Source organism: Streptomyces glomeratus, from assembly GCF_021462825.1.
Classification (GTDB): domain Bacteria; phylum Actinomycetota; class Actinomycetes; order Streptomycetales; family Streptomycetaceae; genus Streptomyces; species Streptomyces glomeratus.
Map to the genome: position 1 here is coordinate 1 of NZ_JAKEEB010000016.1, position 13,548 is coordinate 13,548.

The 13,548-nt window shown below is 69.8% G+C and carries 12 protein-coding genes; 5 read left to right on the forward strand and 7 right to left on the reverse strand.

The annotated features are described in order from the left end of the window. From zwf to tkt, 3 genes are all read right to left on the reverse strand, one after another. On the reverse strand, window positions 1–1,115 hold a 1,115-nt coding region (gene zwf, locus LZ604_RS19825; protein ID WP_234516733.1), incomplete at its 3' end, for a glucose-6-phosphate dehydrogenase. Window positions 1,116–1,119: 4 nt separating this feature from the next. Further along, window positions 1,120–2,238: a transaldolase gene (gene tal, locus LZ604_RS19830; protein WP_234516734.1), complete on the reverse strand. Its 1,119-nt coding sequence runs from the start codon at window positions 2,236–2,238 to the stop codon at window positions 1,120–1,122. Between the two features lie 34 nt (window positions 2,239–2,272). Continuing rightward, on the reverse strand, window positions 2,273–4,360 hold the full coding sequence (gene tkt, locus LZ604_RS19835; RefSeq protein ID WP_234516735.1) for a transketolase: 2,088 nt from the start codon (window positions 4,358–4,360) through the stop codon (window positions 2,273–2,275). A 400-nt stretch (window positions 4,361–4,760) separates the two neighbouring features. Here tkt and LZ604_RS19840 point away from each other — a divergent pair, with 400 nt between their 5' ends. From LZ604_RS19840 to LZ604_RS19850, 3 genes are all read left to right on the forward strand, one after another. Further along, entirely contained in the window at window positions 4,761–5,714 is a 954-nt protein-coding gene (locus tag LZ604_RS19840; protein ID WP_234516858.1) for a heme o synthase, read from the forward strand. 89 nt (window positions 5,715–5,803) lie between these two features. After that, on the forward strand, window positions 5,804–6,160 hold the full coding sequence (locus LZ604_RS19845) for a hypothetical protein (RefSeq protein ID WP_234516736.1): 357 nt from the start codon (window positions 5,804–5,806) through the stop codon (window positions 6,158–6,160). Window positions 6,161–6,228: 68 nt separating this feature from the next. After that, the gene (locus tag LZ604_RS19850; RefSeq protein WP_234516737.1) at window positions 6,229–7,335 is read left to right on the forward strand and encodes an amidohydrolase family protein; all 1,107 of its coding nucleotides are present in this window, start codon (window positions 6,229–6,231) and stop codon (window positions 7,333–7,335) included. Window positions 7,336–7,434: 99 nt separating this feature from the next. On the opposite strand, the gene LZ604_RS19855 is transcribed toward LZ604_RS19850, so the two are convergent. The 4 genes from LZ604_RS19855 to LZ604_RS19870 all read right to left on the reverse strand — a co-directional run bounded on the left by LZ604_RS19855 (window position 7,435) and on the right by LZ604_RS19870 (window position 11,149). After that, window positions 7,435–8,442, reverse strand: coding sequence for a COX15/CtaA family protein (locus LZ604_RS19855; RefSeq protein WP_234516738.1), 1,008 nt, complete (start codon window positions 8,440–8,442; stop codon window positions 7,435–7,437). 80 nt (window positions 8,443–8,522) lie between these two features. After that, window positions 8,523–9,293, reverse strand: coding sequence for an ABC transporter permease (locus tag LZ604_RS19860; protein ID WP_234516739.1), 771 nt, complete (start codon window positions 9,291–9,293; stop codon window positions 8,523–8,525). A gap of 88 nt (window positions 9,294–9,381) precedes the next feature. After that, window positions 9,382–10,305, reverse strand: coding sequence for an ABC transporter ATP-binding protein (locus LZ604_RS19865; protein WP_234516740.1), 924 nt, complete (start codon window positions 10,303–10,305; stop codon window positions 9,382–9,384). Window positions 10,306–10,357: 52 nt separating this feature from the next. Further along, window positions 10,358–11,149: an AAC(3) family N-acetyltransferase gene (locus LZ604_RS19870; RefSeq protein WP_234516741.1), complete on the reverse strand. Its 792-nt coding sequence runs from the start codon at window positions 11,147–11,149 to the stop codon at window positions 10,358–10,360. Window positions 11,150–11,310: 161 nt separating this feature from the next. Here LZ604_RS19870 and LZ604_RS19875 point away from each other — a divergent pair, with 161 nt between their 5' ends. Together LZ604_RS19875 and sufB are read left to right on the forward strand one after the other, a co-directional pair. Next, a complete protein-coding gene (locus tag LZ604_RS19875; protein ID WP_234516742.1) occupies window positions 11,311–12,081 on the forward strand; it encodes a helix-turn-helix transcriptional regulator in 771 nt (256 codons plus the stop codon). Next, window positions 12,078–13,499, forward strand: coding sequence for a Fe-S cluster assembly protein SufB (gene sufB / locus LZ604_RS19880; protein WP_234516743.1), 1,422 nt, complete (start codon window positions 12,078–12,080; stop codon window positions 13,497–13,499). Before LZ604_RS19875 ends, sufB begins: the two co-directional genes overlap by 4 nt. The last annotated feature ends 49 nt before the right edge of the window (window positions 13,500–13,548 follow it).

Genomic DNA, 13,548 nt, shown 5'->3' on the forward strand with positions numbered 1-13,548 from the left:
GCGATCTCGGTGACCCGGCGTCCCAGCCGCTTGCCGGTGCGCAGATAGAAGGGGACGCCCGCCCAGCGGCGGTTGTCCACCCCCAGCTTGACCGCGGCGTAGGTGTCGGTCTTCGACTGCGGGTCGATGCCCTCCTCCTGGAGGTACCCGATGACCTTCTCGCCGCCCTGCCAGCCGGCCGCGTACTGCCCGAACACCGTGGCGCGGCCGAGGTCCCTGGGCAGCCGGACGGCTCCGAGGACCTTGGTCTTCTCGGCGGCGAGCGCGTCCGCGTCGAAGGAGGAGGGCTCCTCCATGGCCGTGAGCGCCATCAGCTGGAGCAGGTGGTTCTGGATGACGTCCCGGGCGGCGCCGATGCCGTCGTAGTAGCCGGCCCGGCCGCCGATGCCGATGTCCTCCGCCATCGTGATCTGGACATGGTCGACGTACGACCTGTTCCAGACCGGCTCGAACAGCTGGTTGGCGAAGCGCAGCGCCAGGATGTTCTGGACGGTCTCCTTGCCCAGGTAGTGGTCGATGCGGAAGACCTGGTCCGGGGCGAAGACCTCGTGCACGACCTTGTTGAGCTCCTCGGCCGACTTCAGGTCGTGGCCGAAGGGCTTCTCGATGACGGCCCGGCGCCAGGAGCCCTCCGGGGGGTCGGCCAGGCCGTGCTTCTTCAGCTGCTGGATGACGACGGGGAAGGACCGCGGCGGCACCGAGAGGTAGAAGGCGAAGTTGCCTCCCGTGCCCTGGGCCTTGTCCAGCTCCTCGATGGTGGCGCGCAGCCGCTCGAACGCGTCGTCGTCGTCGAAGGTGCCCTGGACGAAGCGCATGCCCTGGATGAGCTGCTGCCAGACCTCCTCACGGAAGGGGGTGCGGGCGTGCTCCTTGACCGCGTCGTGGACCTCCTTCGCGAAGTCCTCGTCCTTCCATTCGCGGCGGGCGAAGCCGACGAGCGAGAAGCCCGGCGGCAGCAGGCCGCGGTTGGCCAGGTCGTAAACCGCAGGCATCAGCTTTTTACGTGACAAATCGCCCGTAACGCCAAAGATGACCAGGCCCGACGGCCCCGCGATACGCGGGAGCCGTCGGTCCGCGGCGTCACGAAGCGGGTTCGCTCCGTGTACGGATGTCAAGATCTCAGCCCTCCGAGGGGGCGAGGCGCTCGAGTTCCGCCTCGGTCGACTTCAGGAGGTCGTTCCAGGAGGCCTCGAACTTGTCGACGCCCTCGTCCTCCAGGAGCTGGACCACGTCGTCGTACGAGATCCCGAGCTTCTCGATCGCGTCGAGGTCGGCGCGCGCCTGCTCGTAGGTGCCGGTGATGGTGTCTCCGGTGATCTCGCCGTGGTCCTCGGTGGCCAGCAGGGTGGCCTCCGGCATGGTGTTCACCGTGTTCGGCGCCACCAGTTCCTCGACGTACATGGTGTCCTTGTAGGCCGGGTCCTTGACACCCGTGGACGCCCACAGCGGACGCTGCTTGTTGGCCTGCGCCTTGTCCAGGGCGTCCCAGCGGTCGCCGCTGAAGACCTCCTCGTACGCCTGGTAGGCGAGTCGCGCGTTGGCGACGGCCGCCTTGCCGCGCAGCGCCTTGGCCTCGGGGGTGCCGAGCGCCTCGATCCGCTTGTCGATCTCGGTGTCCACACGGGACACGAAGAAGGACGCCACCGAGTGGATCTTGGACAGGTCCAGGCCGCGCTCCTTGGCCTTCTCCAGGCCGGTCAGGTAGGCGTCCATGACCTTGCGGTAGCGGTCCAGCGAGAAGATCAGCGTGACGTTGACGCTGATGCCGTTGGCGATGGTCTCGGTGATCGCCGGGAGACCCGCCTCGGTGGCCGGGATCTTGATGAGCGTGTTCGGGCGGTCGACCAGCCAGGCCAGCTGCCTGGCCTCGGCGACGGTGGCCCGGGTGTTGTGCGCCAGGCGCGGGTCGACCTCGATCGACACGCGGCCGTCCTGACCCTGCGTGGCGTCGAAGACCGGACGCAGGATGTCGGCGGCGTCCCGGACGTCCGCCGTGGTGATCATGCGGATCGCCTCTTCGACCGTGACCTTGCGGGCGGCGAGGTCGGTGAGCTGCTGCTCGTAACCGTCGCCCGACGAGATCGCCTTCTGGAAGATCGTCGGGTTCGTGGTGACGCCCACCACGTGCTGCTGGTCGATCAGTTCGGCGAGGTTACCGGACGTGATCCGCTTGCGCGACAGGTCGTCCAGCCAGATCGCGACGCCTTCCTCGGAGAGGCGCTTGAGTGCGTCTGTCATGGGAAATGCATCTCCTACGTGTTGTATATGAGCGTCAGCGCTGGGCTGCGGCGATCGATTCCCGGGCGGCGGATGCGACGTTCTCGGGAGTGAATCCGAACTCGCGGAAGAGCACCTTTCCGTCGGCCGAAGCACCGAAGTGCTCCAGGGAAACGATGCGGCCCGCATCCCCGACGAAACGGTGCCAGGTGAGGCCGATCCCCGCCTCGACCGCGACCCGTGCCTTCACCGACGGCGGCAGGACGCTGTCCCGGTACCCCTGGTCCTGCTCCTCGAACCACTCCACCGACGGCATCGACACGACCCGCGTCGGGATGCCCTCGGCCTGGAGCTGCTCACGGGCCTCGACGGCCACATGCACCTCGGAACCGGTGGCGATGAGGATCACCCGGGGCTCGCCGCCCTCGGCCTCGGCCAGCACATAACCGCCGCGCACGGTGTCCTCGTTGGGCTCGTACGTGGGCACGCCCTGACGGGTCAGCGCGAGACCGTGCGGGGCGCCCTTGCCGAACTCCTTGGTCCAGCGGCGCATGATCTCGCGCCAGGCGATCGCGGTCTCGTTGGCGTCGGCCGGGCGGACGATGTTCAGGCCCGGGATGGCGCGCAGGCTGGCCAGGTGCTCGACGGGCTGGTGGGTCGGGCCGTCCTCGCCCAGACCGATGGAGTCGTGCGTCCACACGTACGTCACCGGCAGGTGCATCAGGGCCGACAGACGCACGGCGTTGCGCATGTAGTCGGAGAACACCAGGAAGGTGCCGCCGTAGACGCGGGTGTTGCCGTGCAGCGTGATGCCGTTCATCTCCGCGGCCATGGAGTGCTCACGGATACCGAAGTGGATCGTGCGCCCGTACGGCTCGGCCTCCGGCAGCGGGTTGTCCGCCGGCAGGAAGGAGCTGTTCTTGTCGATGGTGGTGTTGTTGGAGCCGGCCAGGTCGGCCGAGCCGCCCCACAGTTCGGGGATGATCGCGCCCAGGGCCTGGAGCACCTTGCCGGAGGCGGCGCGGGTGGCCACCGCCTTGCCCGCCTCGAAGACCGGGAGCTTCTCCTCCCAGCCCGTGGGCAGTTCGCCCTTGCTGATGCGGTCGAACTCGGCGGCGCGCTCCGGGTTGCCGGACCGCCACTCCTGGAGGCTCTTCTCCCACTCGGCCTTGGCCTCACGCCCCCGGTCCAGCGCCTTGCGGGTGTGCGCCAGGACCTCGTCCGCGACCTCGAAGTCCTTCTCGGGGTCGAAGCCGAGGACGCGCTTGGTGGCCGCGACCTCTTCCTCGCCCAGCGCGGAGCCGTGTGCCGCCTCGGTGTTCTGCGCGTTGGGGGCGGGCCAGGCGATGATCGAGCGCATCGCGATGAAGGACGGCCGGTCCGTGACCTTCTTGGCCTCCTCGATCGCGTCGTAGATCGCGTTCGGGTCCAGGTCGCCGTCCGGCTTCGGCGCCACGCGCTGCACATGCCAGCCGTACGCCTCGTACCGCTTGACCGTGTCCTCGGAGACCGCGGTCTCGGTGTCGCCCTCGATCGAGATGTGGTTGTCGTCCCACAGCAGGATCAGGTTGCCGAGCTTCTGGTGGCCGGCCAGCGAGGACGCCTCCGCGGAGATGCCCTCCTGAAGACAGCCGTCACCGGCGATGCAGTAGATGAAGTGGTCGAAGGGCGAAGCGCCCTGCGGGGCGTCCGGGTCGAACAGGCCGCGCTCGTAACGGGCGGCCATCGCCATGCCCACCGCGTTGGCCACACCCTGACCCAGCGGGCCGGTCGTCGTCTCCACACCCTTGGTGTGCCCGTACTCCGGGTGCCCCGGGGTCTTCGAGCCCCAGGTGCGGAACGTCTTCAGATCGTCCAGTTCCAGACCGAAACCGGCCAGGTAGAGCTGGGTGTAGAGGGTCAGGGACGAGTGGCCGGCGGACAGCACGAAGCGGTCGCGCCCCACCCAACCGGGATCCGCCGGGTCGTGGCGCATCACCTTCTGGAAGAGGGTGTAGGCGGCCGGAGCCAGGCTCATCGCCGTACCCGGATGGCCGTTACCGACCTTCTGTACGGCATCGGCGGCCAGGACGCGGGCGGTGTCCACGGCCCGCTGGTCCAACTCGGTCCACTCGAGGTCTGTGGTGGTCGGCTTGGTGCTCACCCTGAGTCAGGGCTCCTCTCCACATGTCGAATGCCGGTGCCCTGGGCGCCACCGGCCGCTGCTGAGCCTACCCCCGTGAGTACGTGCGTCTTTTCGAGTCATTCCAGACTGCCGGGAGTCGCCACGATCCGCCTCCCGACCGGCCGGAACGCTATTCGGCAAATGAATACGGGGCCGCTCATCCGACTGCTCAATCGAGCGGTACCCGGCTCGTGCTTTTCCCGCCTCTCGGCCGATCCGGCGGGTGCGCCCCGCAGCTCACGCGGGCACCGGGCGACGGCTCCAACACGACCCACCCCCGCGAAGGGCGGGCTCGGGGCAACGTCTAAAGTTGCGTGGGTACGCGCGAGCCTTTACCGCAAGTTCACAGCCCGGGCTCGCTGGGATGTCTCTGTCAGGGGTGTACGTGACGGCCGTCGAATCCCGTCCGCCGGGAGTGCTCGAAACGAGCAGCAGCCGGGGCCAGCGGCCGTTTGGGGCCCGTGTCAAGGCGTTCGTGGCGCTGACCAAGCCGCGGATCATCGAACTGCTCTTGATCACCACCGTCCCGGTGATGTTCCTCGCCCAGCAGGGCGTGCCGAGTCTGAGACTGGTGCTGCTCACCTGCATCGGCGGCTATCTCTCCGCGGGCGGCGCCAACGCGCTGAACATGTACATCGACCGCGACATCGACGCGCTCATGGAACGCACCTCGCAGCGTCCCCTGGTCACCGGCATGGTGAGCCCCCGTGAGTGCCTCGCCTTCGGTATCACGCTGGCGGTCGTCTCGACGCTGCTGTTCGGATTTACCGTCAACTGGCTGTCCGCCTGGCTGTCGCTCGGAGCGCTGCTCTTCTACGTCGTCGTCTACACGATGATCCTCAAGCGGCGTACGTCGCAGAACATCGTGTGGGGCGGCATCGCCGGCTGCCTGCCCGTCCTCATCGGCTGGTCGTCCGTCACCGACTCCCTTTCATGGGCGCCGGTCGTTCTCTTCCTCGTCATGTTCTTCTGGACGCCGCCGCACTACTGGCCGCTGTCCATGAAGGTGAAGGACGACTACGCGCGCGTGGGCGTGCCGATGCTGCCGGTCATCGCCTCCAACAAGGTGGTCGCCCGGCAGATCGTCGTCTACAGCTGGGTGATGGTCGCGGTGTCGCTGCTGCTCACCCCGCTCGGCTACACGGGATGGTTCTACACGGTGGTCGCCCTCGCGGCCGGCGGCTGGTGGCTGTGGGAGGCGCACGCGCTGCAGAACCGCGCGAAGGCGGAGACCACGGGCGTAAAACTGAAGGAGATGCGCCTCTTCCACTGGAGCATCACCTATGTCTCGCTGCTGTTCGTCGCGGTGGCCGTCGACCCCTTCCTGCGGTAGCGAGCGAAGCCGAGAGGCCGGGGGAGCGTGGTCAAAGCCACGCACCCCTCCCGTCGCCGTTTGATCTACTCGTCGGTAGCATCCTGGCCATGGCAGACACGCAGCAGGTTGACGAGGCCATCGGGGCCAAGCAGGCCGCCAAGGCCGAGCGCAGGGCGGCCCGGCTCGCCAAGGAGATCAACGCCTTCGCCAAGGCGCACGGCGGTGCCGAGGGCCAGGTGGCGTACATCGGGGAGCGCGGCGCCCGGATCGTGCTCGTCGGCGAGGACGGCGGCTGGGGCGACCTCGTCGCGCCGACGTACGACATCGCCGAGAAGGCGGTGCAGAAGGCCGGAATCACCGTCCACGAGGCCTTCGACGGCGAGTTCGCGGGCAAGGTGAAGACCGGCCCGTACGAGTGGACGCGGATGGCGGGGATCCAGGTGGGCGGCAAGCGAACCGCCTGAGAGCAACACTTCACGCCGGTTCACCCGTTAGGACCTTCGAAGGAACGGTCCAGTCGCGGGGAGTCCGGATGATCGAAACGCCGTCCCTGGTGGACCAGTACTGCCACGGCGTGCTCCGCACCGAGCTGGGCCTCGGCACGTTCGAGGCCCACCTCGCCCGCACCGAGGGGCCGCCCGCCGCCGGCACCACCCTCTTCGACACCCAGACCGGTTTCGCCGTACGCCGCTGGTGCCCGCCGCTGCTCGGCCTGGAACCGCACTGCCCGCCCGCTCGCTATCTGGCCCGGCGCCGCGAACTCGGCGTCCTGGAGGCGGGGCGCAGACTGCTGCGGGGCAGCGGCATCACCACCTATCTGGTCGACACCGGGCTGCCCGGCGATCTGACCGGGCCCGCCGAGATGGCGTCGGCGGGGGACGCCGAGGCGCATGAGATCGTCCGCCTGGAGCTGCTCGCCGAGCAGGTGGCCGACACCTCCGGCACGGTCGAGGCGTTTCTCGCCAATCTCGCCGAGTCGATCCACGGGGCGGCGGCGCACGCGGTGGCGTTCACCTCCCTCGCGGGTGTACGGCACGGTCTGGCGCTGGCGCCGGAGCCGCCGGGGCCGGGAGAGGTGCGGGGCGCGGCCGGCCGCTGGCTCGCCGGCCGCCGGGTGGGCGGCGCCCTGGCGGATCCGGTTCTGCTCCGTCATCTGCTGTGGAGCGCGGTGGCCTCGGGCCGCCCGATCCAGCTCCACGCGGGGCTCGGCGAACCGGGCCTGCGCATCGACCGCACCGACCCGGTCCTGCTCACCGACTTCGTACGCGCCACGGCCGGGCTCGGCACGGACCTGGTGCTGCTGCACGGCTATCCGTACCACCGGCACGCGGCGCATCTGGCGGGGGTGTTCCCGCATGTGTACGCCGACCTGGGCGCGGCGCTCGCCCGCACGGGGGCCCGGGCCGTAGCCGTCCTGGCGGAACTCCTGGAACTGGCCCCCTTCGGCAAGCTCCTCTTCTCCAGCGGCGCCCACGGCCTGCCCGAGCTGCATGTGATCGGCGCCCGCCTGTTCCGCGAGGCGCTCTCCCGGGTGCTGGGCGGCTGGGTCTCCGAGGGCGCATGGTCGCTGGAGGACGCACAGCGGGTGGCGGAGATGATCGCCGCGGGCAACGCCCGGCGGGTGTACGGCCTGACATGATCCGTGCGCCCGTGAGCAGGGCGGTGTGCGGGCCCGACTGCCCGTACCCCCGTCAGGCGGCCGGGAGCGGTGCGCGCGGTGGCTCCCGGCCTTCCCGACTCACGCCGCCGTAAGGGCCGACTCCGCCGAGGGACCCGGAAGTCCCGCCGTCACCTCGGGGCGCTCACGCAGCGACAGCAGCACCCGCAGCACCCCTATCCACACCAGGCAGGACCCGAACATGTGCAGCGCCACCAGCAGCTCCGGCAGATGCGTGAAGTACTGCACATAGCCGATCACACCCTGGCCCAGCAGGATCAGGAACAGATCGCGTGTGCGGTGCAGCGGGCCCTTGGGCGCGTCGACCGCCCTGAGGACGAACCAGAGAGCGAAGGTCAGCGTCACCACGATCCACGCGAGCACGGCATGCAGCTTGGCGACGGTCTCCCAGTCGATGTCGATGCGCGCGACCTCCCTGGAGTCGCCCGCGTGCGGTCCCGCACCCGTGACCACCGTGCCCACCGCGATCAGCAGCGCCGAGGCTGTCACGAGGAACCACACCAGCTGCTGCACGGCCTTGCCGACCAGCGGGCGGGGCTCCCCGTCCCCTTCCCGGGTGCGCTGCCACATGACCGCGGCCACGGTGATGAGCGCGGTGGAGAGCAGGAAGTGCGCGGCGACGGTGTACGGGTTGAGGCCGACGAGCACCACGATCCCACCGAGGACCGCGTTGCTCATGACGATCCAGAACTGCGCCCAGCCGAGCCGCGTGAGGCCCCGTCGCCACGGCTTCTGCGAGCGGGCGGCGACGATCGCCCAGCCGACCGCCGCGCACAGCACGTACGTCAGCATGCGGTTGCCGAACTCGATGGCGCCGTGCACGCCCATGGCGCTGGTCGTGGTCAGCGAGTCGTCCGTGCACTGCGGCCAGGTCGGGCAGCCGAGCCCGGAGCCGGTCAGGCGTACGGCACCGCCGGTGACCACGATGACCACCGACATGACGAGCGCGGCGAGCGCCGCCCGCCTGACCGTCCGGGGATCGGGGGTCCAGCGTGCGGCGATGAAGGCGAGCGGGTTGCGCACGGCCGCTACGGCATCGGCGCGGGTCACGTTTGGCACGCCCTTCATGGTAGGGGTCCGCTTGTGCACGCTTTCACGAGGGGTCGGCCTCCCGCAGGCGGCAGCGTCACCCCCGCGGCTCTCGGGTGTCACTCCCAGCGGAAGAACCGGCCCGCCGCGGCCAGCCCGGCGACGGCCCACACCGCGAGGATCCCCAGGTCGCCCCAGGGCGTGCCCGCCCCGTGCTGGAGCACGTCCCGCAGGCCGTCCGACAGGGCGGAGATCGGGAGCAGGCCCAGCACGTCCTGGGCGCCGGGGGGGAACTTGTCCAGCGGCACGATCACACCGCCGCCGACGAGCAGCAGCAGGAAGACCAGGTTGGCGGCGGCCAGGGTCGCCTCCGCCTTCAGCGTGCCGGCCATCAGCAGGCCGAGACCGGAGAAGGCCGCCGTACCGAGGACCAGCAGGAGCAGGACGGCGAGCGGGTTGCCGTGCGGCGACCAGCCCAGCGCGAGGGCGATGACCGTCAGCAGGACCACCTGGAGGACCTCGGTCACCAGGACGGAGGCCGTCTTCGCGGTCATCAGCCCCCAGCGGGGCAGCGGCGAGGAGGCGAGCCGCTTCAGCACGCCGTAGCGGCGCTCGAACCCGGTCGCGATGGCCTGTCCCGTGAACGCGGTGGACATCACGGCGAGCGCGAGGATGCCGGGAGCGAGGAAGTCGACGGCCTTGCCGGCGCCGGTGTCCACGACGTCGACGGAGCTGAAGAGGACCAGCAGCAGCGTCGGGATGACGACCGTCAGGAGCAGCTGCTCGCCGTTGCGCAGCAGCATCCTCGTCTCGAGCGCGGCCTGCGCCGCGATCATCCGCGGCAGCGGCGCGGCACCGGGCTCGGGGGTGTAGGTACCGGCGCTGGTCATGAGCGCAACTCCTTGCCCGTCGGCTCCAGGCTGTGTCTTCCCGGGGGGCGACCCCCGGACCCCCGGCCGAAGGCCCCGCATGCCGCCGTCATGAGCGCAACTCCTTGCCCGTCAGCTCCAGAAAGACGTCTTCGAGGGTGTGCCGTTCGACGGAGATCCGGTCCGGCATCACCCCGTGCTGGGCGCACCAGGAGGTGACCGTGGCCAGCAGCTGCGGGTCGACCTTGCCGACGACCCGGTACGCGCCCGGCGTCAGCTCCGCCGCCGTGCAGTCCGCGGGGAGGGCCTTGAGCAGGGACCCCAGGTCGAGGCCCGGGCGGCCGGTGAAGCGCAGCGTGTTCTCGGCACCCCCGCGGCACAGTTCCTCGGGGGACCCCTGGGCGATGACCCGGCCGGCGTCGATGATCGCGACGTCGTCGGAGAGCTGCTCGGCCTCGTCCATGAAGTGGGTCGTCAGGATCACGGAGACGCCGTCGGTTCGCAGATCGCGTACGAGGTCCCAGGTGGCCCGGCGGGCCTGCGGGTCCAGGCCGGCGGTGGGCTCGTCCAGGAAGACCAGTTCCGGGCGGCCCACCACGGCCATCGCCAGTGCGAGCCGCTGCTGCTGGCCGCCGGACAGCCGCCGGTACGGCGTCCGTCCGCAGCTGCCGAGCCCCAGCCGCTCGATGAGCGTGTCCACGTCCAGGGGGTGTGCGTGCAGCTTCGCGATGTGGCGGAGCATCTCGTCGGCGCGGGCGCTCGCGTAGACGCCGCCGGACTGGAGCATCACGCCGATGCGGGGGCGCAGCGCGGCGGCGTCGCGGACCGGGTCGAGGCCGAGGACGCGCACCGTTCCCGAGTCCGGCCGCCGGTATCCCTCGCAGGTCTCGACGGTGGTCGTCTTTCCCGCCCCGTTGGGTCCGAGTACGGCGGTGACACCCGGCCGGGCCACCAGGTCGAGGCCGTTCACCGCGGTCTTCGTGCCGTACCGCTTCACCAGGGACTGCACCTGGATGACCGGCTCACTTCGCATGGGTCCAGAGTCTAGGTAGGCGCGCCGGGCACCGGAGCGGGGGGTCCGAAAACTACTCGTCGCGTGGCCGGTGCACGCCCAGCCACCGCTCGGCGTAGGCCACCGCGTCCGCCACCGGGAAGAGCCGGGCGTCGGCCGCGCCCACCTTCCCGCGGACCACCGGACGGTCCCGCTCGAAGTCGTGGCCCAGCTCGTCGAACCGCTCGGAGGTGATCGAGACCTCGGTCACCTCCTCCCAGCCGTCCGGTCCGGGCCGTCCCACCCGGACCAGGGGCGAGGGGGTCCGGTACTCGGCCAGATGGAAGCTGGTGCAGGTGTCGTAGCCCGCGCCCAGCAGGAGGACGCGTGCTGCCATCGCCTCCAGCCGCGCCAGCGGGCTCCGCTCTCCGAGCCGGCAGTCGGTGGCGTGTCCGGCGACCACCTCCGCCGCCCGCGCTCCGACGGCCGCGAACGAGGTCTGCGGGTGAGCGCTGCGCAGCGCGCCGGGCCATCCGCGGACCGTCTCCGGTATCACGCCGACCCCGCGCGAGGGGGTGACGAGCGGGTCGTAGGCGGGCATCGTGGCGCGGATCGTGTCCCACCACTCCTCGGGTACCGGCGGACGGGCCCACAGGGCCGGGTCCGAAAGGTCTCCCGACTGGGTGGGGACGACCAGCGTGCCGTCCGGCCCGAGGGCGTCGAGCAGTCCCCCGACGACCGCGACGGCGCCACCGCAGACCCAGCCGAGCGCGCTGAGCGAGGAGTGCACGAGGAGGGTCTCACCGGGCTGGACGCCGAGGGTGCGCAGCCGGCTGAAAACCGTGTCCCGTGTGACAAGAGGGCCGGTCGGAGGGGGTGTGGGCATGGTCCGGGAGTCTCCCGGAGGCCGCCTGGAACCGCCACCCGTTTGATCGATCACAGATCGTTTGCGCAGGTCACCTTAGGTATGCCTAAGTGATGTACCGCACCGGCGGGCGGTCCGGACGTCGCTTGTCAGCCTCCGAGGAATTACGCAACAATGGCGTTGTGAAAAACGTCGGCGAGGCTCGGGAGACCCCTACGGGGACCCCTCAGGAGGAACTCGCGACCGGGGAGCGCTCCACGCGCAACCGGGTCGCGCGGTCCATCCTGGACCACGGCCCGTCGACCGTCGCCGACCTGGCCGGACGGCTGGGGCTCACCCAGGCGGCCGTACGACGTCACCTGGACGCCCTGGTCGCGGACGACGTCGTCCAGCCGCGTGAGCAGCGTGTGTACGGGGCGCGTACGCGAGGCCGCCCCGCCAAGGTCTTCGCGCTCACCGACTGCGGCCGGGACGCCTTCGACCAGTCGTACGACAAGCTCGCCGCGGACGCCCTGCGCTGGATCAGGGAGCGGTTCGGCGGGGACGAGGCCGTCGTCGCCTTCGCCCGCGCGAGGCTCGCCGAGCAGGCGACCGCCTACCGCCGGGCCATCGAGGCCGCCGACCCCGATCAGCGGACCGAAGCACTGGCCAGGGCCCTGAGTGCGGACGGGTACGCTGCTACGGCGCGCAGCGCCCCGGTCGGCGAGCAGCTGTGCCAGCACCACTGCCCGGTCGCCCATGTCGCGGAACAGTTCCCGCAGCTGTGCGAGGTCGAGACGGAGATCTTCTCCGAGCTGCTCGGCACGCACGTCCAGCGACTGGCGACGATCGCGCACGGCGACGGCGTCTGCACGACGTTCATCCCCAAGGCGCCTCGAGCGACCGAACCCCCGAAGATTTCCGAGACCACCCACAACGCATCTGCCAGCACGGCCGGGAGGAACCCCGCATGACTCTCCCCACGGAGACTGCCCACCCCGAACTCGAGGGCCTGGGCAAGTACGAATACGGCTGGGCCGACTCCGACGAGGCCGGTGCCGCGGCGAAGCGCGGTCTGAGCGAAGAGGTCGTCCGTGACATCTCCGGCAAGAAGTCCGAGCCGGAGTGGATGACCAAGCTGCGCCTCAAGGGCCTGCGGCTCTTCGAGAAGAAGCCCATGCCGAACTGGGGCTCGGACCTGTCGGGCATCGACTTCGACAACATCAAGTACTTCGTGCGCTCCACGGAGAAGCAGGCGGAGTCCTGGGAGGACCTGCCCGAGGACATCAAGAACACGTACGACAAGCTCGGCATCCCCGAGGCGGAGAAGCAGCGCCTCGTGGCCGGTGTCGCGGCCCAGTACGAGTCGGAGGTCGTCTACCACCAGATCCGTGAGGACCTGGAGGAGCAGGGCGTCATCTTCCTCGACACCGACACCGCGCTGAAGGAGCACCCGGAGCTCTTCAAGGAGTACTTCGGGACCGTCATCCCGGCCGGTGACAACAAGTTCGCCTCGCTGAACACCGCCGTGTGGTCCGGCGGCTCCTTCATCTACGTGCCGCCGGGTGTGCACGTGGAGATCCCGCTCCAGGCCTACTTCCGCATCAACACGGAGAACATGGGCCAGTTCGAGCGGACCCTGATCATCGTCGACGAGGGTGCCTATGTGCACTACGTCGAGGGCTGCACGGCCCCGATCTACAAGTCGGACTCGCTGCACTCCGCGGTCGTCGAGATCATCGTCAAGAAGAACGCCCGCTGCCGCTACACGACCATCCAGAACTGGTCGAACAACGTCTACAACCTGGTCACCAAGCGTGCCGTGGCCTACGAGGGCGCGACCATGGAGTGGATCGACGGCAACATCGGCTCCAAGGTGACGATGAAGTACCCGGCCGTCTACCTGATGGGTGAGCACGCCAAGGGCGAGACGCTGTCCATCGCCTTCGCCGGTGAGGGCCAGCACCAGGACGCCGGCTCCAAGATGGTCCACATGGCGCCGAACACCTCGTCCAACATCGTCTCCAAGTCGGTGGCGCGGGGCGGTGGCCGTACCTCCTACCGTGGCCTGGTCGAGATCGGCGAGGGCGCCGCGGGTTCCAAGTCCAACGTGCTGTGCGACGCGCTGCTCGTCGACACCATCTCCCGCTCGGACACCTATCCCTACGTGGACGTCCGCGAGGACGACGTGTCCATGGGCCACGAGGCGACCGTCTCCAAGGTCTCCGAGGACCAGCTCTTCTACCTGATGAGCCGTGGCCTCTCCGAGTTCGAGGCGATGGCGATGATCGTGCGCGGCTTCGTCGAGCCGATCGCCAAGGAGCTGCCGATGGAGTACGCGCTGGAGCTCAACCGGCTGATCGAGCTGCAGATGGAAGGCGCGGTCGGCTGACGACCGTCCTCGTCCGCAGCAGGCGGCCCGCCTTTCCGGGGCGGGCCGT